Origin of the sequence: Sphingobacterium sp. N143 (assembly GCF_030325625.1) — a bacterium.
In the GTDB taxonomy this organism is placed as follows: domain Bacteria; phylum Bacteroidota; class Bacteroidia; order Sphingobacteriales; family Sphingobacteriaceae; genus Sphingobacterium.
The window spans coordinates 278,782-304,623 of record NZ_JACAIS010000007.1 but is presented as its reverse complement, the minus strand read 5'-3'; the positions used below and the strand labels follow the sequence as shown (position 1 = coordinate 304,623).

Below are 25,842 nucleotides of genomic sequence, written 5' to 3'. Positions count from 1 at the left end.
TCATATGTTTTTCTTTTTTGCTTTTTAATGAGCATAAGAGAGCACATCATTAGATAATTTTTACTTTTCAAATTGACAATGCAAACACCAGATATTTCAAGAACAAAATCTGCTGAGTTATTCGATAAAGCAAAACAATACTTCCCTGGTGGAGTGAATTCTCCAGTACGGGCTTTTAAATCCGTATATGGGACTCCGTTATTTATTGAGCGGGGAGACAAAGCGCATCTTTGGGATGCAGATGGCAACGAGTTCATCGATTTTTGTTGTTCATGGGGCCCTTTGATCCTCGGTCACAATAATGATCAGATTCGTGAGGCTGTAGCAGCACAATTAGGCAAAGGCTTAAGTTTCGGTGCTCCAACCGCCCTAGAAAACCAACTCGCAGCCTTGATTATCGAAAACAATAAATATATTGATAAAATCCGTTTTGTCAGTTCTGGAACGGAGGCAGTGATGTCTGCAATCCGCTTGGCAAGAGGATATACCAAACGAGATAAAATCATCAAATTTAACGGATGTTACCACGGCCACTCAGACTCTCTTTTAGTCAAGGCGGGATCTGGGCTGGTTACTTTTGGAGAAACATCTTCTGCTGGGGTACCTAAAGCTTTTGCTGACGAAACAATTGTGATCGAACTCAATGACAGAGAAGCTCTAAAAGCTGCTTTTACCGAATTTAAGGATCAGATTGCCGCAGTTATTATTGAAGGTATCCCTGCCAATAATGGCTTATTGTTGCAGCCAAAGGAATATATTCATTTTTTACGTGATATCACCAAAGAACATGGTACCCTGCTGATCATGGATGAGGTCATCACAGGATTCCGTATCGGTTTTGAAGGCGCTTCGGCATATTACGATATCCAGCCCGACATTATTACTTACGGAAAAATTATTGGTGGTGGCATGCCTGTAGGAGCTTATGGTGCCTCCAAAGAACTTATGGCTTGTATATCGCCGGATGGCGCTGTATATCAAGCAGGCACTTTGTCTGGGAATCCAGTCGCTATGGCTGCAGGTATCGCTGCATTGAATATCTTAGCACAAAAGGATTTTTACACAAATTTAAATGCCAAGACAGAAGCTTTCGTCAATGATATCCGTTCCTACATTACCGAAAAAGGCTATCAAGTACAGCTTTTCCATGTGGCATCTATTTTCTGGTTTGCTTTCACTGCACAAAAGGAAATCAACAAAGCGAGTGAAATAGACCCTGCTTCCATGGAGTCCTATAAAATTATGCACCGTGAGCTACTGAACAGAGGTATCTATTTCGGGCCATCAGGTTATGAAGTAGGATTTGTTTCCCATGCGCATACTGATGAAGATTTAACCATTGCAAAAAAGCATATTTTCAGCGCATTGGATATCGTATTTAGTGCATAATAAAGTTCCATTAATTTATAAAACTACCGCCAAAAAATAATATTTTTTTGGCGGTAGTTTTATAAATTAAAGTTGAGTAACAAGCTTCTTGTCTTTTGATTTCATCTTATTTAACCCCTTGATAAGCTCATCCAAAGAAAATTTTCCTTTAATGTCCATAAAAACATTTTCGTCATCCTCATCGCGGACCAATAAGGAAACACGGCTGATAACATTATCTTTGTCAATACGTGCATTGAGCGAAATCTCCTCCCCTTCACGATTGACAACCAAAAGCTCTTCAAATTTATTTTTCTTCAGAAATTTATGATAATCAGCCAGAATTAGGGCGTTCTTCGTTTTATCATTATTCGATAAGGTTAGCATTCTAAATTTTTTTAATTTCTTGACGATAGCGGCTATAGCACGTGCATCCTCATCATTATCGTCTTCTAAGGCTTTCTTTATAAAAGGTTTGGTCAGCCACACGGGTAAATTGACCGCAACTATTTCTGCGTCCTTTGAAACATTTGCCCCTCTGACAAAGTCCATATTGGAACTTTGTTTAACCATACATGACTGTAATGAAAACAATATACCGACCAAGCCAAATAATAGTAATCTTTTCATAATACTTACTTTTTGTTATTATTTTCATTAACCAGGCCTGTCACTTCTTTCAATGGTATTGCACCATCCAAAATCATAAATAGATTTTGCCCATCCCCATTGATGGTCAAGAGCAAATTGTTGAGGATCTCCGTATTTTCAGAAATATGTTCTGCCAAGAACCGGATGTCCTCGCCTTCACTATTCATCGTCATCAGTTCTTCATAATTTAAATGAGATACTGCACCTTTTATTACATCCGTCAATTTCTTGTCCTCACCGTCTTCTACGATCAACATGCGTAGTGATTTTACATTTTTGAGCAAAGGAGTAATCTTTTGCATATCTTCATCATCAATCTTTAAATTTCCCAACAATTTAAACATGGGTGCTCCAATCTTGAGTGTTGTCACCCCTTTTTTTCCCTGATATTGTTCAAAGAGCTGATCTAATTTAGAGATTTGTGCATTTGCCATACTTGCTACAAGTATAAGGCAAGCTATAAAAAAACATTTCATGTTATTAGTTAATCGTTATTGACATTTGTTTTATATTCATTGCTTTGTCCACGCTATGTTCAAGATTATTTGCCAGTAGTCCCAATGACTTGAGGGTTAGTTCCACAGCTTCCTCCTCATCAGCGACCGGTTCTCCATTTAGGAGTACATATTCCGCTTGGTACCTCTCTTCCATATCCTGAGCGGAGTGCTGCTTTGTTATCTTTTTATATCCGGCCGAGATCGCTGACTGCCGTTGCTGACTGATCTGTTTCGAAGGCTTACGGGGCAACATTGCCGTCTGAGCATCGTGACGCGCAGTAGAAGACTTGTCTTGCTGTGTTTCCACTTTTGCTTTTGGCACCATGCTTTTAACTTCCGGTCTCTTGGTCAGCATACTCGTTTTTCGGGCCAATATCGGTACTGTCGAAACCGTCTGTCGGTTGATATAAACAGATAGTCCAACAAAGAATAGAAGAACTGCTGCTGCCGCTGTTGCATATTTTATAGCAGCAAGACGCCACAGCTTAACTATTTTCCGGTCAGCATTCACCTGCTTTTCAAAATCTTCAAAGGACCAATCCATTTTAACATCCTGTTCCTCCTTCAAAAATTGAAAGAACTTTTCATCCGACTGTTTAAGCTTTTTTTCTTCCTCTAATGACGACTTCCCGTCAAAGTACTTATCTTCCAATTCCTTTAATCTTCTGTCCTTCATAATCGAATAATTTTGTCAACTGTTCCCTTACTTTTTGTCTTGCCCTCATCAGATTGACCCTAACTGCAGATTCTCCCATTTCGAGTACTTGACCAATCTCATCGATATCGTAATCTTCCACATCCCGGAGATGCATGACCAGACGCTGTTTTTCGGGAAGGGAACTGATCATTTCTACAATAATTTCTTTGGTATTCCCGATCTTGCTTTCTATCAATGGAACAACCTGATGTTGTTGCACAAAGTCGGCTCTTATTTTATCTTTTTTGATCCTGTTCAATGCTTCATTTTTTATGCTCTGCATACAGAATGCTTCAAGGTTGCTATAAAGATGCAGGCGATCTTTCCCTTGCCATAACCTCATCATCACATCCTGCACTGCATCGAAAGCTTCCTCCTCATCAACCAAGATCCGTTTCGCAAAGCGAAATAGCTTATCCTTATGGATGAAAACGGTATTCTTAAACTGTTCTTGGTTCATGGCAATTAAAGTATCTAGTTTTTAACTTGACTTTTCACTTTTGATCTCTTATTTTAGGGAAGACATTTCAAGGTCTATATTTATTACATCTAATATGAATATTTTTTTCAGAAATATTCATTTCTTTAAACAATAGATATAACCAACTAACTGATGGCATCGAAAACAAAATATACCATCGACTTGTTATCATTAGATGCTGAATAAAAAAATTTAAACAAAACAATTATGAAGTACTACAGAATTACAGGTATGACAGCTGCTTTGGCTTTATTGGTCGGAGCTATTGGATGTAATAATTCATCCACGAAAAGCACAGATCAAACCGATTCGACCGGCGGGATGGACACAACTGCCGCACAAACAATGGACTCTATCTCTGTTACCCCTATTGCTGATTCCAAACAGTTCCCAGGAGCGGATCTGCAAATAGCCTCCATAACGGCAGAAAAAGCAGGAACAGACTCTGCTAAAGTCACCGTGAAATATGATGTAAAGAACTTTAAGTTGACTGAAATGACAGATGACGAACATGCTACCCACATGGCGAACTCCCATGATGGGCAACATATCCACTTTATTCTTGACAATAAACCTTATACTGCCTTGTATAAACCCGAGAATTCGGTCATGGTACCCTTAAATTCTGAACATTATTTGCTTTCCTTTCTCTCGAGATCTTACCATGAATCGATAAAAACGACAGAAGCCTCCAAGTTAGTGAAGTTTAAGATAGATGCAGCCGGGAAGTTAACCTTGGATGCGGCTCCAAAAGAACCATCGTTATTCTATTCTCGTCCTAAGGGAGAATATAAAGGTGAGGAAACAAAAAATCTACTGCTGGATTTCTACCTGGTCAACACGAATATTGCATCAGATGGAAATAAAGTCATTGCAGATATCAATGGACAGACTTTTACCTTGGATAAATGGGGGCCATATGAAATCAAAGGCCTACCAATGGGCAATAACAAAGTTAAATTGACACTGATAGATAAAGATGGAAATGCCGTCACTGGTGACAATGTTTCTGTTGAGCGGGATATCAAGCTATCGGAAAAATAAATAGGCCATGACAAACAAAAAGAGTCGCATTTCCATGCGACTCTTTTTATTACCAATTGTTACATATAGCCTATGAATTAGCCATTATGGTAATTTATCAAAATCAATCTCTGGAGCAGTATGTTTATTCTTAAATTCAAACTTACTACCTGGTTTGACAATTTCATTGAAGAAACCTCCATTTCTTAAGAAATAACCATTTTTTGTTGTTCCACCAATGGCATCAACGCGCTGATTAGCACGATAGGTATTATCCACGCTAAATGCCGCAGATTGAACAGCCTTCCATTGACCGTCGTATACCCATTGATTTTTAAACTCCACTTGCCGGCCTAAATAACCTTGATTTGGGCTAAAATTCTCCAAAAAACTATGGAACCGCTTTAAATACGTATTTGTTTGCGGGCGTTTGAAACTTGCAATGATGTTCCAGGCATTTTCCTCTGGAACAAAAAACCAGGCAGTATAGTCGGTATTCCCTTTGCCGTCGGGCACACCTTTCAACAAAAATTTATAGGTTTGGCCAGCTTTCCATAAGTACTTGCGATAACTTTGCCCACCTGAACCCTCATTGCCAAACTCACCGGTCTGCACATCTTTTCCTTTCTTCAGTAAATGGATTTTTTGTTCGTCCGGAATACTTTTCGGATCATCCGTATGGAATGGACTCCAAACGGAAAATAAGATACGTCGCTCAGTTTCCGAATTTACCTGCATGCCAAAATACCCTTCTCCAAAACCATTTGCCATAAAATATGAACCGATCTTGTCCTCGCCTTTCGGTACAGTGACTTCATTATAATAGTAACTGACATTGCCATCAGTAGGCACCGTATAATTTAAGTGGCAGGAAGGTCCTCTGCGGGACCAATAATAATAGTCGGGATTATTGGAAAATATCAGTCCTTCGGACGCAGCTTCCCCGCTAACAAGTAATTCTGTTACTTCAGCAAAATTGCGTCCCGATTTACTTAGGCCTTTTAAATCAACCTGGACATAACCGGGCGTCTTTACATCAATGGACAAAGGGGCCGTTTCCGAAAGTTGGGTACCTTCAACATCCACCACGGCCTTTTTCCCCAGTGCGTCAATTTCTATTTTGGATTTGCCACCATCATTTTTCGCTTTCAGCTTTAATGTCAATTTTCCGACTTTCTGAGTCCTGAAATAAACGGATGCGACTGCCTGATCGCTTGACCATTTTACAAGGCCACTGCGGCCAGAAATTTCTCCTCCATCATGCTGTCTGTCAGTGATAAAGGCATTTCCAGCGAGAGGCACGGAATAAGTCCGTTGTTCAGTCTGTGCCATGCTTCTTATTGAAAGGCAAGATAAAGCCCCCATAAAGAGATACTGGATAAAGTGTTTCCTTTTCATATTTTAATATTTTGATCTTTTATCATTTTGTCTATCACCTTTAACTATTCCAAAGGACCTAGCAGCACAATCATTGAAGATTTAAGTGATTACCACTCTTTCTATTTTATTTCCCGTTGATCGTAGCATAGGGTTCACATCAGCATGTTAAGGCCGGATTATTTAATGAAGATAAGGGTTAGATTTGCAGAAAAAGAAAGGAAATGGATATCAATCGATTGTGTAAAATTCATAATAACTGCGGTCAATAGATCCCCAATTTACGTTTGTACATCAACACCTGTGCGATAACAAAACGATTCTTTCTAGTTCCCTGGATCCTCATTACTTTGACGATACAAATATGCACTCGAAATCAAGCGATGTCAAGAGCTACAGAAAGCAGCGAAGAAATATGGCTAAATCCTGTGGAAAACGGTTAAAAACGACACCTAAACAAGGGTCATCCTTTAGTCGATGTAGAGCGTTTCTTGTGTCAAGCTTGAGTAAAGCATAAAATTGCCGATTTTTGAATCTGACTTTTTCTTATCCCGAGCTCGCGTTAAATTGGGAAGTTTGAGCTTATTGAAAGCAGCTCAATGATAAGGTAAAAATCACATCAGCATGGATGATATATCAATACTGATGTGATGATAAGCGTATATTAAAGTAATGAGGAAAATGTTAACCCTTGGGTGACGGTTCCCGTCATCCCTCCTGTTTGTCCATCTCCTAATTCAGATAAATTTTTATTTTTCATTTTAAATACAGTTTTCTTTTTAATGGCTAGTTTTTTGTTCATCTTCTTATATTAATTTTCTCTAATATGAAGTTTTCAATAAACTAATGCCTTATATTTTCGATGAATAAGATTATTTTTTCGACGAACGCAAATTAAAACATTTCTTTAATATATTCTTTTACCGATTCCCAATAAGTAGGACCAATTGCTATGCGTTCAAGTTTTGGTAAAATCGTTTCAATATGCAGGTCTTCAATCGAACGGATTGCCCCCTGACGAACTATCGTCGACCGATTTACCCGAATAAATGCAGGTGCGGGCAATAGTTTTTCGAGCTTGGACATCGTAGCATGAACCATTACTTTACCTTCGGGCATAATAAATTCCATATAATCGGCCATTGCCCGTACGATCACGACATCAAGTAAACGTATTTGTACATGCTTTTTCCCCTCTTTAACCCAGATATACTCTTGATCTGTGCGTATGAGATCGTCATTAGCATTAATTTCCTGTTGATTTTTCAAATACCAGACATGCGCTTTATTGACGGCCTGAAAAAAACGTTCGAAAGGAATTGGTTTCAGCAAGTAGTCCGTTACATTGAGATCAAAACCTTCCAAAGCATATTCAGGATACGCGGTGGTAAAGATGACCTGGGTACTATTACGCTGTACGACACGTAGCATTTCTACGCCTGTCATACCAGGCATCTGTATATCCAGAAAGATGAGATCAGGTTGCAGGCTATTTATCATTTCTAATGCCGAAAAAGCATCGTCACAAGTTCCCACAATTTCCAAAAATGGAATTTTGCCGGCCAGTTTTTGAATAACCTCCTGCGCAATGGGTTCATCGTCTACAATAAGAATTTTCATTTTTTAATTGATTAAAATAATAAGGTCAATTCCACAATATAGCGATCATCTGTTTGTTTTATGGAGAGCACATGTTTTTCAAAATACTCCAATTCCAACCGTCTCCTGACATTTTCAAGACCTATACCACTATACTCATCTTGTCGACCTCTATCCTGAGCTCGCATGTTATGCTTATTATCGACTGTTAATGGTCGACTGTTTGCAATGTAAAATCGAATGCTCTTTTCGTCTGCTGTTAATTGTATATCGACCCAGCTTGTACCGACATTGGCATTGACACCATGTTTAAATGAATTTTCAATAAAATTGACCAAAAGTAAAGGTTTGATCTTTTGTTTTTCCGCTGTCGCAGCAAAAAAAGCACACTTTATCTGAACTTTTTCAGGCCGATGCCGGATACGTTCTAAGTCGATATAATTGGTTAAAAATAGAATTTCTTCCTGTAAGGAAACCCATTCACGCTTGCTTCCACTGAGCGAGAACCGCAACAATTCCGATAACTTAGTGACAGAGTCAGCTGCGCGCTGATTATCCAATACCATCCCATAAATATTATTGAGTGTATTAAATAGAAAATGAGGCTGAATCTGCATCCGTAAAAAATTTAACTCCATATTATTTCGCTCTTGCAGTATGCTAAGCTTTTCTTTCTGACTTTGGTATAGATTATATGCGGTCTGAATTAATATGGTTGCAAAATTCCAAAAAAACACAGCAGAAAATGTCCATAATAAAGGTTGGTTACTAAATATATCTTCCCAAGTTTGGATGCCATAGAACTCATACTTGATTTTATAGTATCTATTGTCCGGAAAAAGGTTAGCCATAAAATACAAAGGAAAATTTGCTATTAGTGTAGAACATGTGTAAAATAGAAGAACAAATAAGGTCCCGTTCACCCAATTCCTCTTTCTGAAAAAGTAAATTATTTGAGGAACTAATATATAATGATTGAGTACAATGACAATAATAAAATCTAGGTTACCAATTAAATTGATCGGATGCACAATATTAACTTCGTATAGTGCAGCATGATTAAGAGAACACATCACACAATAGAGAATAAACCACAAAAGGATATGAACTCCAATTACACTTCTTCTATTTCTAAAATCAATATCGATTTTCCAAAATCTCATTTTATTCTTTGGGATAAAGCTTTTTTATATTCCTTTTCCAGAAAACGGTAGCTGATGTACTCCATTAACCGTTGATCAGATTTATACCATCGATTGATACTCATATGAATATAACTGGCCAAATTTTCTTGCGGAAGATTAAGCGCACCTAATTTTTCTAATCGTTGATCTAATGGTAAGGTCGGTTGAATTGACCGATTTAACATCATTACATTCTTGCCTATCAAACTCCGATAAAGTTGATCCACCTGATACGCGCTCTCCTTATCATGTTCAAGTGCAAAAGCATTCGCCATTTGCGAACAAAAAGCTACCTTTGCTTCCAATGACATATAAAACAAAGATAACCAATTGTCTATATTACGCAAGCCCATAGCAAAACGATATTGATTATCCTCTCGGAATCGCTCATCTTCCAAAGTCCATAAAAAGACTTCTGAATCAACTGAAAAAGCTTGCTCAGTATTTTTTATATGTGATATCCCATAGCGTTCTATCTCCCGCTGATAGGTATCCAACTGCAATTTCCATACGCTTCCATCTTCAATATATTGCTTTACCAATTTATCCATTAGAGCCATAATTGTTACCATGTTTGTCACGAGATCTTTTTTAATCACATGAAATCGAAGACGTATATGGTAATGGGGATCACTGTAGCGAATAAAAAATGCTTGATCAATTACTTTTTCCTCTTTCAATAGTGCTATCATGGGTTTTACAACCTGCAATAGTAAGTCATCGGAAATAAAAGCTCCGCAATAAAGCTTATAATACATCCATTCACTACCAAGTGCAAATGAATATTGAATATCAGACCGAAGTGGAGCCGAGATATTTCTCACTTTGTTTTCAGCTCGTCTCAATGGCAGAATAAATTGTTTGATATACACTTTTTGTGTAGCCAAATGATCGCTATCGAAAAGACATTCTACTAAAACCAATCTTTTCCTCCCTTTCATTTCCTGTATCAACAACATGAGATAATCCTCCTTTTGTGTATCTATAACGAGTTCATTATCGCCATCTTGTATGCTAACCCGAGCAACAACGCGCCATTTTTTCAGAAGCCCTTTTAACACGATAAGTGGCTCTTCTGAATTCATTATTGTATTAATATCATCTTCAAGAATATTCCATTTTGCCCGTTGCAGGATCACGTTCCCCGTCCGAATACGCGGGATAAAGCGATACCAATTGGCCCAATCCCCCAACTGGATACTGAGTCCCGGGCGGCCCTGATGCTGTATAGCGGCCAAAAATCGATAGATGGGAAGATCGCTACGCAAATAATTATATGCATTTGCCAAGACGGGAATGATTCTTCTTCCACTTTCTTTGCAACGAAGAATAAGCTCTTCATCTTGGATGGAAAGTAAAATATTGCTTATCAATACTGTCGTATCATCCTGTGCCACATAAGCTAAATAGGGAATCTGATAGGCCAATAGTCCTGTTGGCCGAGCGATGTTAGCCGTTCGACCTTCAGGTAAGTGAACAATCTCAGCATAGATAATATCTTCATGGATTTGCGGCTTGGCAATCTCTGATTTGCACCATTTCTCCAAATCAGTATTCATATATGAAAAACGGCCTAGTAATGCAAATCCATTGGCCCCACCAAAGTTCTCTAAAAGTAGCTTTCCAGAAGGCAAAATAGTTCCCATCACTGAAAGTTCGGAAGCCAATTTTTCTGACTGGTCTGGGAACTGTGCTACATCATATTTGTTAATCTCTATTTCAACAGTCGATTCTTCCTGTGCTTTAAAAACTTTTTTTCTCAACCACAATTCAAACGGATCCGCTCTCTTTTCCGGCGACAACAATCGGTTCTTTGAGCCTCCCGAAATATACTCTGCTATTTCATTATGGGATATATTTCCCAATTTGTTTTGTGCAGGAAAGCCGATACCCTGTTCCTGATCCAATGCTTCGGTCAAGGGTATTTCACGATCGCCATATTTTTCTACAAAAAGCTGTTTGAAATTCCTTAATTGAGTTTCATGTAGAGAGCTATTGGCTGTTGTTCTTGCTAGAATAGCGGAAGCCTGTTGAATATCTTTGAGGTAGGCATTAGGAACATAATCAGCTTCTGTTATAGGATTCCAAAGATCGATGTGAAATAGCTGTCCTTGTTTAACCTCAATTCCAATTCCTTGCAATTCATATAAACACTCTTCGATTTGTTGAAATGGGGATCCCCCTAGTTTCGATTGGTTAATCGAACTGAGCACCTGAGCGATCTTGTGAATAACATGAAGATATATAGACACCTTCTCCGAAATATCTGGCTCAGTAGCGCGAAGTATTTTTGTTATTGTCTCCAAAGGATCAGCACTTGTTAAGACAGTCGACAGCTCACTGGTGACAAATTGCGATTCAATCAGATTTAACAAAAAATCCTTTTTATCATCGTATGTTACATCATCGCCAATAATCTTATAGAAATCACATGTTTGGAGTCTAACATTTTTTTTAAATTTATCAAAAATTTCATCCAACAGCTCAGACCGATCTATTGATGTAGTCTGATATTCAATTTTTCCTTCTATCCACAGTGTCTCTATATAGCGATAGGTCTGTGCTAATTTGTAAATAGAATTATTTATTTGATATGAAAATTGTTCGACTAAGTCTTCATGCAATGCGATAGTTTGGACAATCTGATACAGCACTCCCATGTCAATACGTGCTCTTTTAACGATGTGTTGTTTGATATTGGAATGTTGATCTCCGATATTCACTAAAGAGCATCCAGCAAAAACCCCATAAGGGGTACAGCGAGTCGCTGCACGAATGATATACTTTTGTAATGTAGTAAATAACCGCTCTTTCTTTTCTTTGATTAACTCACCGTTCTTAAAACGATAAATTTGATTATAAAGGTCTCTTGATGTCCAATAAATGCCTTCTAAAAAACATGGATCTTCCAATTTTTCAGTGACAAGTTCATTTAATGCCCTACTGTCTCCACTCGGTGAAAATAGTGTGCTATATTCATATAACGGCTTCCTAACAACCGCCTTTCCTAAACTTTTATACAAAACTTTGAAATTAAGTTATCTATCTTAAGATACTGCTGAATATCCGCTGAAAAATGCTTCGGTCATTTAAAAGGATCTCTCCATTACCTTCCATCAGCGGCAATATTGGTAATTCCTTACCTTGAGATGTCAGTAATTTTTTCAATGTCAAAGTCACTGTCGCCTCATGTGTATTTTCTGTTTGAATCGGCAGAATAGACCCAATCTGGCCTTCTAAAAACCCGTATTCATAGTCCGGATAATCGTCGAGCGCAATGCGAACAGATTGCCCTTTTTTCACATTCCCGGCTCCCTTATTGGAATATTTTATTTTGACATCTACCTCCTGTGAATTGGGTATCACCCAAATAGTTTGCTCAAGCAAATTTTCGGAATTTCGACCATTTACCAGGTAAATTTTACCCGTCATTGGTGTCGTTGTCGCTTCGCTAGTTCCCTGACTTTTATTGTAACTCACAAGCAAAGTATCCCCTGGTTTGACCATTTGTCCATCTTTGACATAGAATTGATACTCTTGATCTGCATGATTGCGTTGGATCGTCACCTTTCCAGGTTGCTGTCTCGCTTGCACCACCACGGATCCTTGTATACTATCCGGGAATCGAATATGCGAAGAAATAAATGCACCGATAATGGCAACAATAAATAACACAGTGATACCCCAACGGATAATCCAAGGAGGAATTCGTCCGACGATTTCCTCCATCTCATTGCTTACTGTGTCTAGCGATCTATTTGCATTTGGCATAATATAAAGATTTAAGCAGCTCCTAATTCTAATTGGTTTTTAACCAGTTCATAATAATACCCCTTCTTCTTGACCAGCATTTCGTGATTCCCTTGTTCAACAATTTCACCCTTGTTCATCACGATAATCTGATCAGCATTTTTTACGGTGCTCAATCGATGAGCAATGACGATTACAGTTCTTCCTTTATAAAATTCGTCCAAATTTTCCATAATCACTTTTTCGTTGTTGGCGTCGAGCGCACTCGTTGCTTCATCGAAAAAGAGGTATTTAGGATCTTTGTATATTGCTCGCGCGATAAACATGCGCTGTTTTTGTCCGCCGCTCAAACCTGATCCGGCGTTTCCGATTCGTGTGCTATATCCCAATGGTAACCGGGCAATATCATCGTGGAGATTCGCTAACCTGACAGCATCCCAAAGTTTATCCTCTTTAATCCGTTCACCATCGACAGCAATATTTCTTGCAATGGAATCTGAAAATACAAATCCTTCCTGCATGACTGTTCCACAGCTATTCCGCCATAATTGTGCTGAAAGATCATTCAGATTAATACCATCGACCAAAATTTCTCCCTCAGCCGTAGGGTAGAATTTCAATAACAACTTCATTAAGGTGGTTTTCCCACTACCACTTGCACCGACAATTGCTGTCACCTTTCCTTTTGGTATATGCACATTTAAGTTTTTCAATACCAACGGGCTTTTGGGAGAGCCATATCGAAATGACAGATTGGATAATGTGATTCCTCCATCAGTCGTTCGAATATTTTTTAGGAATTGCGTATGATTGAGATACAACGAATCTGAACCATCTACCGGTTGCCTTGGAAACGCATTGTCATTGAAACCGATCAAATCTTCACTATTTTCTTCCTCCGGTCTATCATGAATTTCTCCTAATCGGTCTAAACTTATTTTTGCATCCTGTATCCCTTTAATAAATTGTATGATTTGATTTAATGGGCTATTCATCTGACCTACGATATAGGATATGCTCAGCATAACACCTAGTGTAATCTCCTGATTGATTACAAGCATTGCAGCGGTATAACTAATGACAATATTTTTAAGCTGTGTAAAAAATGTCGCACCTATTTCCTGATATTGTTCAAGGGCCAAGCTCTTAATATTTACCCTGAAAAGTTTAGCTTGTACACGTTCCCATTCCCAACGACGGGCCTTTTGACTGTTGTACAACTTAATCTCTTGCATTCCTGTGATTATTTCATAAAGACTGTTTTGATTTTCCCGGGAACGTTGAAAACGACTATAATCAATATCTCTTCGCCTTTTTAAAAAAATCACAATCCATAAGATGGACAACACACTTCCGATAGCAAATATGAAGAGAAGCTGTGTATTATACATCGCAAGAATAATTGAAAAGACAATCAAATTAATAACAGAAAAAAGTGTACTCAATGTTGATCCTGTTAAGAACGTTTCTATTCGATGATGATCATTAATTCTTTGTGTGATATCACCAACATTTTTAGATTCGAAAAAGTTAATCGGCAACTTCATCAACTTGATCAAAAAATTAGAGATTATACTAATACTTATTCGTGTACTGACGTGCAGCAATACCCAATTCCGTATTAAATCCACGGCGATTCCCCCTGTAAATAAAAGAAGTTGCGAAAACAATACTAAATGTATAAAATTCACATTTTTGCGGGTCACCCCAAAGTCGACTAAACTCTGTGTTAAAAATGGGAAGCACATGCTGATGAGACTAGCCAACAACATGCCCATAATTAATTGTATGAAGTAACGTTTATAAGGTTTAAGATAAGAGAGTAAGAAATTGAAACCCGTTTTCTTAACACCATTATTTTCTCTATCTTCATAAAAAGACGCTGTTGGCTCAAGCAGAAGCGCTATTCCTTTATTGTCAGCGCTTATCCAACATTGTTCAAAGATCTTCTTTTCTAAACGGACCAAGTTATGTCCAGGATCACCTAAGACAACTTTCTCTACAGACCGAAATGCATTTTTCTTTTCAATATCGTAAAGGACAACAAAATGCTCTTGATTCCAATGTAAAACACAAGGAAGGGGGACTTGCTCCGTAAGTTGTTTGTAAGTTAACTTGGCAACGATGGTTTTAAAGCCGATCTTCTCCGCAGCTTCACTTAAGCCCAACATACTAACTCCATTCTTCGTAATGTAAGAATTTGCCCTAAGATAATCTAAATCATACTCTTTACCGTGATAAGCAGAAACCATGCGTAAACAGGTCGGACCGCAGTCCATATAATCCAATTGCTTGTAAAATTTAAATTTCTTTCCGAAGAGTCCCATCTTAGTATAATGAAATATCCAATTGTAACGTTAATACTTTTCTATTTTATACTGCCCAATGTAGGCCAGTTTTGACATACGCTGCCAGAATCTTTGTCATCGCCTTCTTTATACCTGCCACCATGGAGCTCACTGCCATCTATTTCTTCAATTGTTTGATCAGCATGAGGATCGTTCGTGATACCTAAGTTCCTTAATTGTTCAAGGTTTAAAGTTGATTTTTTCTTATTACGCTCTTTACGTGCCATAATTATTTGATAGTTAAAAGTTGATTTATTAAAGAGACGATTCGTTAAAGAGATCCGTCAGATTTGTTTTCCCGGATATCGCTGGTCCGGGCGTATGTATCGGTGCCTTTGGCTCCCGATAACCTCCATAAAGAACTTCTGCCTTAGCGTTCTCCAAAGCAAGCTCTTCACATTCTTTTAGTTTGCTCCGTTGCTTTTTTGTAAAAACTCCTTTGAATAAATTCATAACTTCATTTTATTTATAAAGTAATACGAGTGACCTTCAACGCTTTCTATATCTTTTTTCGATGGAAGTCAGGCTACAGTCCCAATCGACCTCTTTCTTCGCTATTGGTATCGGTCGTACTCTTTCGATCACTACTCATTGTTTTACCAAATTTATACCCGATGGTCAGACGAACACGACGCGTATCATTGCGACTGTCGTTTGTAAATCGAACCGGAATAAAATCACTTCCTCCTCGTTGTATTTGCCCTAAGAAGATATCGGACACATCCAATTTCACGAAGCCTCTTTTTTCCCAAAACTGTTTACGAATACCTAGGGAAACATTGGATAACTCGTCAACCCAATTCATCCCAGCTATGATATCGCCACGATAAAAAGCACTGAGATCCATGTCCCAATCTCTACCTAAGCTAAAAATATTGTTAGTCTTCAGATTGGGGTAGGTATTATTTCTATGTACATTCTGCTGTGTAAACGGATCGGGGATATTGTTGAGCTGGCGATAGACACCAATGGTGTTATACGATTGCCAGAATTTTCCGATTTTAAATGGAACGGATAAGTTAATCCCCAGTAATTCCCGCTTGGAAAAATTGGCCACAGTATTCATATAAAATAATTTATCCTCATCGTAAGTAAGCTGGGATGACATAGCATCCTTAATATGTTCGTACTCGAAAGACAGGCTATAGTTTTTAAAGCGGTGCGACCAGCCGATGAGATTCGAATATTCCGGTTTTAAGCTTGGGTTGCCCTGTAGGCCACTATAGATATCAAAATAGCGTGTATAAGGAACCAATAAGTCATAATTAGGTCGACTAATGCTAGCATTGTAATAAAAGGCAGTGCTATATTGAGGCGATACAGTAAAGTCTAATCTTACTTTTGGAAATAGGTTCCAGTAAGAAGAATCTTTCCCGTCTTCCACCTGATACGAGGTGTTCTCTCCCCGCACCCCTACTTGTAACTTTAGGAAATCCGTTAACTCGGCATTATAATTTGCATACAGTGCCAAAATATTCTCTTTATAGCCCAATATCGCATTTTCCTCCTTCATATCCATTCCTGTTCTATTCACTTCGTCACTTTTGTTTTTTGTGTTGGTATATTTTACACCAAGTTCCAAGGACTGTGTTTCACTGAACATTTTTCGATAGTTGGCCATTCCTGTCCAAATATCATAATTGGCCTTAATATCATTGAGGATCTTACCTTCTGGATCTGTCTCGGGCAAAAAGTTTTGGCTTTGGCTATTCTGATAAGCGGTATAATTTCCCGATAGATCAAAGGTAGAACCCAGGTCATCCAATTTAAAATTGTACAATAAGTTGTAACTATTAAATTTGGTTGTAATATCTATTTTAGAATTTATCGGAGTGAAAGTTTCACTTTCAGGCTGATACTCTTTCAATCGCGTATCCATTTTTCCATCTATATCAATGTCGAGATTCATTAAACTAAAATCGAAATCAATGTTTTGCCTGTCATTCAATTGGTATCCCAATTGTGCAGAAAGATTCAGTGGTTTGACTTTTCCGCCCAGATCTTTATCCGATTTAACCTGACCAATTTCATCCTTGCCCTTATATACATAGCGATTAAATCCGCCAACTTCCAAGTGACCATTATTGGAATAGCCCCCAGATAGGTTGAGGGAGAACTTGTTTTTATTAAAATATAAACCGAGGTTGCCACCGGACTGAAATTTCTTTCCTTGAGCAGCATTCAACGCGATATTTCCGCCCCAAGAATCTGTACTCGTCGTATTTTTGGTATAGATCTCGATCACACCGCTTGCTTCGGCATCATATTTTACTGAAGGATTTGTAATCACTTCAATACGATCTATCTGATCAGCAGGAATAGCTTCTAAAAGGTCTTTGATGGAGGCATTGGGCAATTTCTTCCCATTCAGGATAATCAGAACACCGCTTTTTCCCTGTACCTCAATACCATCATTACTAACAGCTACCGCTGGTGCCATTTTGAGGAGATCGTATACGTTATTGCCGGCAGCGAGCACCGAATTGGCGACATTCATCACGACCCGATCTGACTTTTGGACAATAGGTTGCCGGCGATTGGCGGTTATTGTTACGGTTTCCAACTGATTACTTGCTGGCGTAAGTGTAATCTGTAACGTACTATCACGGTCAACTGTTAGACGGTATACTTCTTCCTGATAGCCTATCATGGATATTTTAAGTAAATAATTTCCCGTGTTTATCGCCGAAACTTTGAAATTTCCCAATGAATCCGTAATTCCTCCTTTCACGATAGAGTGCTGCGATTCATGTTCTACACTATATGAGGCGTATGGCAACGACTGATTTTTATCATCACTAACATGTCCGTTCATGGTGAACTTTTGTTGTGCCATCACCGAGGATGATAGAAAGATGCTTGAAAATAATATTAATTTATTCATAATTTTCGCTTTCGTTGTTGTTCTATTAAATTCGTATACTCAATTATAACAAGGCATATCCTCAGTTACACTCCTTTCTTAGTCGACTTTTAGAGATAGGTATTCGTTAGCTTTAGAAATTTCTCTAAGACCACTCTTTTTTTTGAATTTTCATCAAAATTATAAACACAATAATCCTTATCTATATTCTCTAAAGCTACCTGAGAGCAGCCACCATTACATATCGGTAATATTGAACAGGTTAGGCAAGGTTTATTTTTAAATTTTGCATCAAGTCTCTTATGATATGTTTCATTCCAGACTAAGCTTCCATTTTTATCGATAAAACCCTCGCGATTTTGAGATTTAAAATCTCGCGCCGTACATTTAAAAAGCTCCCCATTATAGTTGATAGTTGCATGGTTATTCCTATCTGCATAGCACGAATGCCTTAGATTATCCGGTAATCCGCCTACCAAAGCATTTAGCCCCTTGCTTCTAAAATATTTTATTAGAGAGGAAACGGTGTCTTTAAGACTTTCAGTGTTCTCTTCTTGCCAAACTTTGTGAAAGGTTATCGATAGATAATCTCTATCTTTTATAGGTATCTCATCAAAATCTTGGGCTATATTGGTTACACTAGGTAAATTTTTCTTGGTATAATTGATTCGCAGCGTCGTATTACGTTTGTGTTTACATAATAGTTTTATATTTGCGACAATTTCATCATAAGATCCGCGTTTGTCATTGACAAAGCGCACGGAATTATGCTCTTCTCGTCCCCCATCCAGTGTAATCTGAAAGTTTGTTATATCATAGGGTTTTAAAGCGGTAATATTACCTGTATTTATTAGAAAACCATTTGTTGTAAAACCATTATCAAATTTTACCCCAAACTTTGAACAATATTCATGGGCAAATTTAATTATTGGCATAATAATCCGATCAAAGTATAAGAATGGTTCACCACCAAACCAAGCAATATGAAATCTTTCTATTTTAGATGTAGCATTTATCTTACTTTCAATAAGAGCTTTAATCTTTTCAATTGTTTCAGATTCCATCTTAGACTTTTTCTCATGGGACTCGTAACAATACCAACAACTGAAATTACAATTCATTGTAGGGTTAATTGTTAAATGAAAAAATGTTTCATTCTCCAGATCGACTCTTTCCCTAATAGCTATGACTTCCTGCAATTCATCATAATTGGTTTCTACGATAAATCCTTTTTCGCGTAAGGCTTCAAACAGGGACGGATGCAATTTTTCTAAACCTACAAGATCATCATGATCGTGACTCGCGTCAATCAATTCTTTTATAAGAGGATTGATATACAAAAATTGATTCTGCAAAGCATTATACAAGACAAACTTATCAGTATAAGCTATTGTTGTATTAAATCGGCTAAACTTCATATGATCTTTCGTTAAAAAGAAGAGCATTCTAACTAAATGCTCTTCTTTTTAAATATTATTACCAACAAACAATATTTGTAGTCTGGTCATCTTTATCCGACGCAGACAGAGATGCAAATCCACCTTCAAGCTTTTCTTGATCTATGCTGGACAATTTTTCTTCAGTCAATTGCTCATCTAATTGTTCAAGAACTGTTTTTTTAATGTTTTCTTTCAATTCTTCATTGGTCAATTTCTTTTCTTGTGACATCACGTTTAATTTTAATTGATAGTTCTTACTTGGTTGAGGCTTCAGATTTCCCCTGCAATTTCGTATTGCTTGAACAAAGATGTCTTATGAAAATCTCAACCGAAAACCGATTCGACAAACAGTCTATTATTTTCGATGAACATCCTGTTAATTTCGAATAGAAGTCTTATTTAAAATATTCTGATCAATCGTCTAGTTATTTTAGATCAGATAATTTTTACATTAATGACAGTGATATTTATAGATTCCTCTTTTAATAAGTTCCTCAATAGGCAGAGTAAAATCGATCTCTTGAGTTCACCCCAAGTAAATCGGAAAATTTCTTTATCAAATACATGGTGTGTATTTAGCTTTTTTTTATTTTTAACCTTACAACCGTAGGTAAAACGATAAGAAAATATGGAAAGATCTGCTGACAGCTTGTCAAAACGTATCATAGGACAAAAACAAATCTCCATATTGATCCATGGGTTAGCCTGGCTTATTTTTTTATCATTTCCAGTGTTGTTTTTTAACAATGGCCAATTGGGAATCACAGAAATGCTCGGTGCTCCAGCATTCTGGATTTTCACGGGCTGCTTTTTAATCTTATTTTACACCAATGCTTATCTGCTAATCCCCTATGCCATAAGGCATCGCAAGTTTATCAGTTATGGGATCTCCGTTATTTTGACGGGGCTATTGTTAGCGTGTTATCTTCAGCCATTTGATCGTCTGATGCGCATCGGAAACCAAGCACCGCAACATCGCAGAGAACCGCATTTTCCGCCGATAAACAGGCCTGACTTTCCTCCCCCACTTCCAGGCACAAATCTTCCAAACCCCGATCATGAATGGCTCCCTAATGAAAACGCGGACCAAGCACCGCGTAGAGCGGGACAACCAATCGATATTGCTTCCGTTTACATTTTCCTATTGACCATTAGCCTTGCCGCCCTTTATAGAATAGCCACCTACTGGATAGAAAAGCAGCAAAAGATTCAATCGGTCGAGCAAGATCGAATGAACGCCGAACTTTCCTTTTTAAAAGCACAGGTTCACCCCCACTTTTTGTTCAACACGTTAAATAATATTTACGCACTTGCATTGACCAATGATGATGCCGTGGCAAGCAGCATCCATCGGTTATCACAAAACCGAGGGTCCTTTTTCCAACAAAAACGTCTTCAAGTTATGCAATCCAACAATTATCAGTAGGTTAATTGGTACCGTGGCCGACAAGTCACCAACGCCAATGGGCTTGTTTCCTTTCAGACGATCTTTTCAGGATGGTATCATGGACGAGCAACCCATATTCACGTTCACTTATATGATGCGACATGCAAATCACTATTGGTTACCCAAATTGCTTTCCAAGATAGTCTCTGCCTTGAAGTCAACAACACTGGTTCGGCCTACGGTTATAAAAAAGGTGTATCGGGGTACGCGTATAATGCCAGCGATAACGTATTCAGCGATGGCGTTACCAAAGAAATGTCTACAGTCACTGGATCCCTATCTAAAGGTTTCCAAATGAAAATGACGATTCATGTCAGTGCTTAAAAATCCAGTCATGCAGGATATTCGAATATATATAGCCGAACAGCGGAGAGAAACATCCATAGGAACAACTATTGTCAGTAGCACCCTCAATTATGGTTCCCTTGTTTCTCCTCATCGTGCGGCAATCGGCCGGCTCCAACAGGTCAATACTTGGGAAGCAGCCGCAAATGTACACTTGGATTTGCCACTAATTAATCTAACTTCATCGTTGTTAATTCCTTAGCTGGTGACCTTTCAATCACCGTTGAAGACGAAGCTTATTCAGTACCTGTAAGAACCGCTTTTATACAGCATTCAGAGAAAAATAAAATTTTAAATATCAAAGCATTACACGAGCCTAACGCCGCAATTACATTTTCAGGAATTTACCTTTTCTACTTCAACATATATCCCTACATTACCTCATATCGTGGACCTACCACTTGCTGCTTCATTTGAAAAAAATAAGATGCATCCTGTATGCACCGACTTAGCTACTGAATTTCAGCGCTATTTCGGTGCTTTTATCGGGAAACATGATTTTGAATTGCAGATTGGAAGTATTCACAAAGAGCTTTTGCTTTTGCGCTAGATGGCAACTTTGAGGTTGCAGAACGTATTCTTTATCCATTTAACAGTCTTTATTTACCAAACTCAAAAAACTTAGCTATCGAATGCCTATCGACAACGGGTCTTCTGGTCGTTTTATGTTTTTAACCTGCTTCTCATGAAGTTAAGAAAGATCGCCATACAATACAATACAATACAATACAATACAAGTCTTTACCCAGAAGCTTGAATTTAGGTTGCAATCAAGGCCAATAATTAAGTGCTTGATGTAAATACTGTGCATAAAAAAGTGAAGAGTTTCACCCTTCACTTTTCCACATTATGTTAATAACGATGTTTAAAACATTAAATTCTTAGTTACGTTGTACCATCAATTATCCACGCGCATAGCCCGGGATGAAGCCCGACATAAAACTAAAAGCCAATACTCTTCAAATTTAATCCAGTACGTTCGTCCAAACCGAACATGAGGTTCATGTTTTGTACGGCCTGCCCGGATGCTCCTTTCAATAAGTTATCTGTTGCATTCAAGATCAACAGTTTGTTGCCATGTTTTTCCAAGTGGATAATACTTTTATTGGTATTGACAACTTGCTTGAGGTCAATATTCTGACGGCTGACATGTGTAAATGGATGTGCTGCATAATAAGTCTCATACAAAGCATATGCTTCATCTTCAGACAGGCCTGAGTCTACATATATTGCCGAGAAAATACCTCTGGCAAAATCACCACGTTGCGGAACAAAATTTATTTTCTCCGCAGCTCGTTGTAACAGTGCCCCCTCAGAAGCTGGCAAAAAGCCTTTTTGCAGCTGATCCAGCGATTCTGAAATTTCCTGCAAATGCTGATGCTCAAAAGATTTGTAAGCAGACAGATTATTGTTACGCCAGGAGAAATGTGTTGTTGCCCCGGGCTTCTGCCCTGCTCCCGTCGATCCGGTTGTTGCGTTGACATGAATCTGATCTGGCAATAAACCTTTGCCTGCCAGCGGTAGCAGCGCCAGTTGGATATTGGTTGCAAAGCAACCAGGATTGGCAATGTATTGCGCAGCTTGAATGGCTTCTTTATTTAATTCGGGTAAACCATAAACAAAGTGCTTATCCTGATAAGCTGTATTCGCCCGCAAACGATAATCTTGTGACAGGTCAATAATCTTGACTGCAGCTCCAATCGGATGGGCATCTAAAAATTTACGTGCATCACCATGTCCTACACATAAGAACAGTACATCAATCTCGGAATGAAAATCAGAAGAAAAGGTCAACTCGGTATCGCCAAAAAGATCATTGTGTACTTCATATAACTTGTTGCCTGCATTGGAAGCACTATTGGCAAACACAATCTCCACTTCAGGATGATAGATCAAAACACGTAATAATTCTCCACCTGTATATCCTGCCGAACCAACTATTCCTACTCTTATCATTTTTCTTAGATTTTAGTATTCGTTTATTTCTTATTCACTTTATGCCAGATAATCGTTTGGTTTCCAAAAATTTTAGAGAACCCTTTTACATCATCTCCGGTATAACCTTTATTCATCTCACCATAACTACCAAATTTATTGGACATCAAATCGTGTTCAGATTCAACACCAATAACTACAAAGCGGTAAGGATGCAATTCCACAATAACGCGTCCCGTAACAGTTTCTTGCGAAGACTGTAAGAAGGCTTCAATATCACGCATAACCGGGTCATGCATCTGCCCTTCGTGCATGTAGTTTCCGTAGAAAGCCGAAATTTGGTCTTTCCAGGATAATTGCCATTTCGTCAAAGTGTGCTTTTCCAAAGTATGATGCGCTTTGATTAAGATCACTGATGCCGCGGCTTCAAAGCCAACCCGGCCTTTAATGCCGATAATCGTATCACCGACATGGATATCGCGGCCAATACCGTAAGGTTGTGCTATGACCTGTAATTCTTGGATCACCTTGACCGAAGTCATTGTTTCTCCATTCAATGCAACAGGCTCTCCTTTGACAAAATCTAGCGTAACTTGTTGTGGTACCGATGACGTTACTGGAGTTGGCCATGCCGATTCAGGTAGATATTGATTGGATGTCAATGTCTCTGCTCCACCTACCGATGTACCCCAAAGGCCTTTATTGATTGAATATTTGGCTTTTTCGGCAGAATATTCAACACCATGTTTATTCAGATATTCAATTTCTGCCTCACGGGATAATTGCAGGTCACGGATTGGGGTAATGATTTCAACACCAGGAATTAGGGTCTGAAAAATCATATCGAAACGCACTTGATCATTTCCTGCCCCAGTAGAACCATGAGCTACACATTCAGCACCAATTTTCTTGGCATAATTTGCAATAGCTGTAGCCTGGCAGACACGCTCAGCCGATACCGACAAAGGATAAGTAGCATTTTTCAGTACATTTCCGAAGATTAAGTATTTTATAGTATCGCGGTAGTAGTCTGCTGTCTCATCAATGGTTGTGTGAGATTTTACACCCAATGCATAAGCCCGTTCTTCAATATTTTTTAATTCTTCATCCGAAAAACCACCTGTATTTACGACGACGGAATGAACTTCTAAACCTAAATCTTGTGTAAGATATATACAACAAAACGAAGTATCTAATCCTCCGCTGAATGCTAAAACTACTTTTTTCATCTAATTAAATTCTATACTCAAATACTAAAATATCAATACTAATATCCTTTTGCAACTTTATTATGCTTTGAAAAACTGACTCCAATGAATTTGCTTGTGGACTTCCAAAATTTTGCCTGAATACGCTTTAACAAAGATTGTTTTTGCGTAATTCTGTCCAACCGCTCTTTGGCTTCGTGTTTACGCTGGATCTTTTCTCTTAATTCACGTTCTTTTTCCTCGGGGTCCCAAAGCATGGCTGTACACATGCAATTCTTACGGTCCTTACTCATTAAGATTTCATAGTTCACGCAGCTTTGACACCCTTTCCAAAATTCATCATCAGTGGTCAGTTCGGAATACGGAACTGGTTCATAACCGAGCTCCGAATTGATTTTCATAACCGCAAAGCCAGTCGTTAGTCCAAATATTTTTGCTTTTGGATACTTTTCGCGTGACAATTCAAAAACTCGTTTCTTGATTGCTTTTGCAAGACCAACTTTCCTAAATTCGGGATTAACAATCAGTCCTGAATTGGCTACATAATCTCCATGGCCCCATGTTTCAATGTAACAAAATCCTGCCCATCGACCATCTTTATGTAAAGCAATCACGGCTTTACCTTCATTCATCTTGTTGGCAACATACTCTGGTTTACGACGCGCAATACCCGTACCACGAGCCTTTGCAGACTCGAACATTTCGTTGCAAATAACCTCTGCATAATGTGCATGCTCAGGCTTAGCCGGAATAATTAAAAAATCTGATATAGTCATTGACTTACGACCCTAATAATAAAACAACAACTACTATTGTGTTTTGTTACTAAATAAATTAAAATAATGGATTCAAAACCATCGGACATTCATGGCCTTGCTTGGAAAGATTCACTACCTCAAATCAAGCCCGAGGTAGTATGGGTCGTCGGAAGCGTAAAACAGGTATTTCTACGAAAATGAAAGCACAAAAAACTTTCCTCATAAACTTCTCAAAAGTTTGAGTATAAGAATAATCGTTCTTTTTGTTCTGTTTCATTTTTTATTTCTCTGTCAATTGTTTCTGACGATGCAAATGTATAAAAATATTTTTTTCTTTTCCACAATATTATGATGGATTTTTTGCAAAAATTAAAAATTTACAAATCTCCCTCAAAAGCACGCCGTTACACTCATTTTCAATCAATTAGTCCCAAATCACTCCGCATTATACCCACCCTTCAATTGATATTAATTTGACAATAAAACGGAGAAAGGTTTAAAGCTTTATCAATTGAAATGACCTGTTTTTTCTATTGGTTCGTTATTTTTAGACAAAAACAATACTTTTGTATAGATCATTTAGAAGAAAATAGCATGTCACCGAGTTTAATTTTCTATATTATTTTTGCTGTTCCTTACATCATCTTTATGTATTGGCTGGTCAAACAAGACAAACATAAATATGCCTGGGGAATCGCTATTATTACTGTGGTTGCCCTCTTGGCAATCTATGTATCACAGAAAGCGAGCAAAGTTGCAATGGACAATTACCAGCAACACCAGATCGACTCCAGGGAAATCGAGCGGGAAGAACGTTTACAGAAACAACAGGATAGCATCAACAATGCGCAACAAAAATAAAAAAAGCGGCA

At 38.1% G+C, this 25,842-nt stretch carries 25 protein-coding genes; 6 read left to right on the top strand and 19 right to left on the bottom strand.

Going from position 1 to position 25,842, the window contains the following annotated elements; genetic code table 11:
* The first annotated feature begins 78 nt into the window (after positions 1–78).
* Complete coding sequence (hemL, locus tag HX021_RS15150; RefSeq protein WP_286591288.1) at positions 79–1,389, top strand: glutamate-1-semialdehyde 2,1-aminomutase; 1,311 nt, start codon at positions 79–81, stop codon at positions 1,387–1,389.
* 66 nt (positions 1,390–1,455) lie between these two features.
* On the opposite strand, the gene HX021_RS15145 is transcribed toward hemL, so the two are convergent.
* From HX021_RS15145 to HX021_RS15130, 4 genes are read right to left on the bottom strand one after another with little or no spacing between them, the layout of a single operon-like run.
* On the bottom strand, positions 1,456–1,998 hold the full coding sequence (locus tag HX021_RS15145; RefSeq protein WP_286591287.1) for a DUF4252 domain-containing protein: 543 nt from the start codon (positions 1,996–1,998) through the stop codon (positions 1,456–1,458).
* A gap of 5 nt (positions 1,999–2,003) precedes the next feature.
* Positions 2,004–2,453: a DUF4252 domain-containing protein gene (locus tag HX021_RS15140; RefSeq protein WP_286591286.1), complete on the bottom strand. Its 450-nt coding sequence runs from the start codon at positions 2,451–2,453 to the stop codon at positions 2,004–2,006.
* A 46-nt stretch (positions 2,454–2,499) separates the two neighbouring features.
* Positions 2,500–3,192, bottom strand: a complete 693-nt coding sequence (locus HX021_RS15135; RefSeq protein WP_286591285.1) for a hypothetical protein — start codon at positions 3,190–3,192, stop codon at positions 2,500–2,502.
* Positions 3,158–3,673, bottom strand: a complete 516-nt coding sequence (locus HX021_RS15130) for a GFO_1088 family ECF-type sigma factor (RefSeq protein ID WP_286591284.1) — start codon at positions 3,671–3,673, stop codon at positions 3,158–3,160. Before HX021_RS15130 ends, HX021_RS15135 begins: the two co-directional genes overlap by 35 nt.
* 228 nt (positions 3,674–3,901) lie before the next feature.
* On the opposite strand from HX021_RS15130, the gene HX021_RS15125 reads away from it, so the two are divergent.
* Positions 3,902–4,738, top strand: a complete 837-nt coding sequence (locus HX021_RS15125) for a hypothetical protein (protein WP_286591283.1) — start codon at positions 3,902–3,904, stop codon at positions 4,736–4,738.
* A gap of 84 nt (positions 4,739–4,822) precedes the next feature.
* On the opposite strand, the gene HX021_RS15120 is transcribed toward HX021_RS15125, so the two are convergent.
* From HX021_RS15120 to HX021_RS15065, 12 genes are all read right to left on the bottom strand, one after another.
* Entirely contained in the window at positions 4,823–6,115 is a 1,293-nt protein-coding gene (locus HX021_RS15120; protein WP_286591282.1) for a DUF3472 domain-containing protein, read from the bottom strand.
* Positions 6,116–6,758: 643 nt separating this feature from the next.
* Positions 6,759–6,896 (bottom strand): hypothetical protein, encoded by a 138-nt coding sequence (locus HX021_RS15115; RefSeq protein WP_286591281.1) that lies wholly within the window; start codon positions 6,894–6,896, stop codon positions 6,759–6,761.
* A 92-nt stretch (positions 6,897–6,988) separates the two neighbouring features.
* Entirely contained in the window at positions 6,989–7,714 is a 726-nt protein-coding gene (locus tag HX021_RS15110; protein ID WP_286591279.1) for a LytR/AlgR family response regulator transcription factor, read from the bottom strand.
* Between the two features lie 11 nt (positions 7,715–7,725).
* On the bottom strand, positions 7,726–8,544 hold the full coding sequence (locus HX021_RS15105; RefSeq protein ID WP_286591278.1) for a sensor histidine kinase: 819 nt from the start codon (positions 8,542–8,544) through the stop codon (positions 7,726–7,728).
* A gap of 308 nt (positions 8,545–8,852) precedes the next feature.
* Complete coding sequence (locus tag HX021_RS15100) at positions 8,853–11,900, bottom strand: lantibiotic dehydratase (protein WP_286591276.1); 3,048 nt, start codon at positions 11,898–11,900, stop codon at positions 8,853–8,855.
* A 19-nt stretch (positions 11,901–11,919) separates the two neighbouring features.
* Positions 11,920–12,648 (bottom strand): HlyD family secretion protein, encoded by a 729-nt coding sequence (locus HX021_RS15095; protein ID WP_286591275.1) that lies wholly within the window; start codon positions 12,646–12,648, stop codon positions 11,920–11,922.
* Positions 12,649–12,659: 11 nt separating this feature from the next.
* Positions 12,660–14,954, bottom strand: coding sequence for a peptidase domain-containing ABC transporter (locus HX021_RS15090; protein WP_286591274.1), 2,295 nt, complete (start codon positions 14,952–14,954; stop codon positions 12,660–12,662).
* Positions 14,955–14,995: 41 nt separating this feature from the next.
* A complete protein-coding gene (locus HX021_RS15085; protein WP_286591273.1) occupies positions 14,996–15,202 on the bottom strand; it encodes a hypothetical protein in 207 nt (68 codons plus the stop codon).
* A gap of 28 nt (positions 15,203–15,230) precedes the next feature.
* Complete coding sequence (locus HX021_RS15080) at positions 15,231–15,428, bottom strand: hypothetical protein (protein ID WP_286591272.1); 198 nt, start codon at positions 15,426–15,428, stop codon at positions 15,231–15,233.
* A 73-nt stretch (positions 15,429–15,501) separates the two neighbouring features.
* Entirely contained in the window at positions 15,502–17,859 is a 2,358-nt protein-coding gene (locus tag HX021_RS15075) for a TonB-dependent receptor (RefSeq protein ID WP_286591271.1), read from the bottom strand.
* 89 nt (positions 17,860–17,948) lie between these two features.
* Positions 17,949–19,256, bottom strand: coding sequence for a radical SAM/SPASM domain-containing protein (locus tag HX021_RS15070; RefSeq protein WP_286591270.1), 1,308 nt, complete (start codon positions 19,254–19,256; stop codon positions 17,949–17,951).
* A gap of 58 nt (positions 19,257–19,314) precedes the next feature.
* Complete coding sequence (locus tag HX021_RS15065) at positions 19,315–19,506, bottom strand: hypothetical protein (protein ID WP_286591269.1); 192 nt, start codon at positions 19,504–19,506, stop codon at positions 19,315–19,317.
* Between the two features lie 399 nt (positions 19,507–19,905).
* Between HX021_RS15065 and HX021_RS15060 the strand changes: the two genes are divergently transcribed.
* The 3 genes from HX021_RS15060 to HX021_RS15050 all read left to right on the top strand — a co-directional run bounded on the left by HX021_RS15060 (position 19,906) and on the right by HX021_RS15050 (position 21,271).
* Positions 19,906–20,703, top strand: coding sequence for a histidine kinase (locus HX021_RS15060; protein WP_286591268.1), 798 nt, complete (start codon positions 19,906–19,908; stop codon positions 20,701–20,703).
* 135 nt (positions 20,704–20,838) lie between these two features.
* The gene (locus tag HX021_RS15055) at positions 20,839–21,048 is read left to right on the top strand and encodes a peptidase associated/transthyretin-like domain-containing protein (RefSeq protein WP_286591267.1); all 210 of its coding nucleotides are present in this window, start codon (positions 20,839–20,841) and stop codon (positions 21,046–21,048) included.
* Positions 21,035–21,271 carry a hypothetical protein gene (locus HX021_RS15050; RefSeq protein ID WP_286591266.1) on the top strand — a complete coding sequence of 79 codons (237 nt, stop codon included), beginning with the start codon at positions 21,035–21,037 and terminating at the stop codon, positions 21,269–21,271. The genes HX021_RS15055 and HX021_RS15050 overlap by 14 nt, the downstream gene beginning before the upstream one ends.
* Before the next feature lie 740 nt (positions 21,272–22,011).
* On the opposite strand, the gene argC is transcribed toward HX021_RS15050, so the two are convergent.
* From argC to HX021_RS15035, 3 genes are read right to left on the bottom strand one after another with little or no spacing between them, the layout of a single operon-like run.
* A complete protein-coding gene (gene argC, locus HX021_RS15045) occupies positions 22,012–23,025 on the bottom strand; it encodes an N-acetyl-gamma-glutamyl-phosphate reductase (RefSeq protein ID WP_286591264.1) in 1,014 nt (337 codons plus the stop codon).
* Positions 23,026–23,048: 23 nt separating this feature from the next.
* Positions 23,049–24,233 (bottom strand): argininosuccinate synthase, encoded by a 1,185-nt coding sequence (argG, locus tag HX021_RS15040; protein WP_286591263.1) that lies wholly within the window; start codon positions 24,231–24,233, stop codon positions 23,049–23,051.
* Between the two features lie 38 nt (positions 24,234–24,271).
* Entirely contained in the window at positions 24,272–24,988 is a 717-nt protein-coding gene (locus tag HX021_RS15035) for a GNAT family N-acetyltransferase (RefSeq protein ID WP_286591262.1), read from the bottom strand.
* A 576-nt stretch (positions 24,989–25,564) separates the two neighbouring features.
* Between HX021_RS15035 and HX021_RS15030 the strand changes: the two genes are divergently transcribed.
* A complete protein-coding gene (locus HX021_RS15030) occupies positions 25,565–25,831 on the top strand; it encodes a hypothetical protein (RefSeq protein WP_286591261.1) in 267 nt (88 codons plus the stop codon).
* Positions 25,832–25,842: the final 11 nt, after the last annotated feature.

Bases quoted from the DNA above. Each gene is read 5' to 3' on its own strand.
- HX021_RS15145 (WP_286591287.1), bottom strand. From the start codon at position 1,998: ATGAAAAGATTACTATTATTTGGCTTGGTCGGTATATTGTTTTCATTA.
- HX021_RS15070 (WP_286591270.1), bottom strand. From the start codon at position 19,256: ATGAAGTTTAGCCGATTTAATACAACAATAGCTTATACTGATAAGTTT.
- HX021_RS15035 (WP_286591262.1), bottom strand. From the start codon at position 24,988: ATGACTATATCAGATTTTTTAATTATTCCGGCTAAGCCTGAGCATGCA.
- HX021_RS15050 (WP_286591266.1), top strand. From the start codon at position 21,035: ATGTCAGTGCTTAAAAATCCAGTCATGCAGGATATTCGAATATATATA.
- HX021_RS15120 (WP_286591282.1), bottom strand. From the start codon at position 6,115: ATGAAAAGGAAACACTTTATCCAGTATCTCTTTATGGGGGCTTTATCT.
- HX021_RS15090 (WP_286591274.1), bottom strand. From the start codon at position 14,954: ATGGGACTCTTCGGAAAGAAATTTAAATTTTACAAGCAATTGGATTAT.
- argC (WP_286591264.1), bottom strand. From the start codon at position 23,025: ATGATAAGAGTAGGAATAGTTGGTTCGGCAGGATATACAGGTGGAGAA.
- HX021_RS15125 (WP_286591283.1), top strand. From the start codon at position 3,902: ATGAAGTACTACAGAATTACAGGTATGACAGCTGCTTTGGCTTTATTG.
- HX021_RS15135 (WP_286591285.1), bottom strand. From the start codon at position 3,192: ATGAAGGACAGAAGATTAAAGGAATTGGAAGATAAGTACTTTGACGGG.
- HX021_RS15115 (WP_286591281.1), bottom strand. From the start codon at position 6,896: ATGAACAAAAAACTAGCCATTAAAAAGAAAACTGTATTTAAAATGAAA.
- HX021_RS15030 (WP_286591261.1), top strand. From the start codon at position 25,565: ATGTCACCGAGTTTAATTTTCTATATTATTTTTGCTGTTCCTTACATC.
- HX021_RS15140 (WP_286591286.1), bottom strand. From the start codon at position 2,453: ATGGCAAATGCACAAATCTCTAAATTAGATCAGCTCTTTGAACAATAT.
- HX021_RS15075 (WP_286591271.1), bottom strand. From the start codon at position 17,859: ATGAATAAATTAATATTATTTTCAAGCATCTTTCTATCATCCTCGGTG.
- HX021_RS15085 (WP_286591273.1), bottom strand. From the start codon at position 15,202: ATGGCACGTAAAGAGCGTAATAAGAAAAAATCAACTTTAAACCTTGAA.
- HX021_RS15105 (WP_286591278.1), bottom strand. From the start codon at position 8,544: ATGGCTAACCTTTTTCCGGACAATAGATACTATAAAATCAAGTATGAG.
- HX021_RS15095 (WP_286591275.1), bottom strand. From the start codon at position 12,648: ATGCCAAATGCAAATAGATCGCTAGACACAGTAAGCAATGAGATGGAG.
- HX021_RS15080 (WP_286591272.1), bottom strand. From the start codon at position 15,428: ATGAATTTATTCAAAGGAGTTTTTACAAAAAAGCAACGGAGCAAACTA.
- HX021_RS15065 (WP_286591269.1), bottom strand. From the start codon at position 19,506: ATGTCACAAGAAAAGAAATTGACCAATGAAGAATTGAAAGAAAACATT.
- hemL (WP_286591288.1), top strand. From the start codon at position 79: ATGCAAACACCAGATATTTCAAGAACAAAATCTGCTGAGTTATTCGAT.
- argG (WP_286591263.1), bottom strand. From the start codon at position 24,233: ATGAAAAAAGTAGTTTTAGCATTCAGCGGAGGATTAGATACTTCGTTT.
- HX021_RS15110 (WP_286591279.1), bottom strand. From the start codon at position 7,714: ATGAAAATTCTTATTGTAGACGATGAACCCATTGCGCAGGAGGTTATT.
- HX021_RS15060 (WP_286591268.1), top strand. From the start codon at position 19,906: ATGGAAAGATCTGCTGACAGCTTGTCAAAACGTATCATAGGACAAAAA.
- HX021_RS15130 (WP_286591284.1), bottom strand. From the start codon at position 3,673: ATGAACCAAGAACAGTTTAAGAATACCGTTTTCATCCATAAGGATAAG.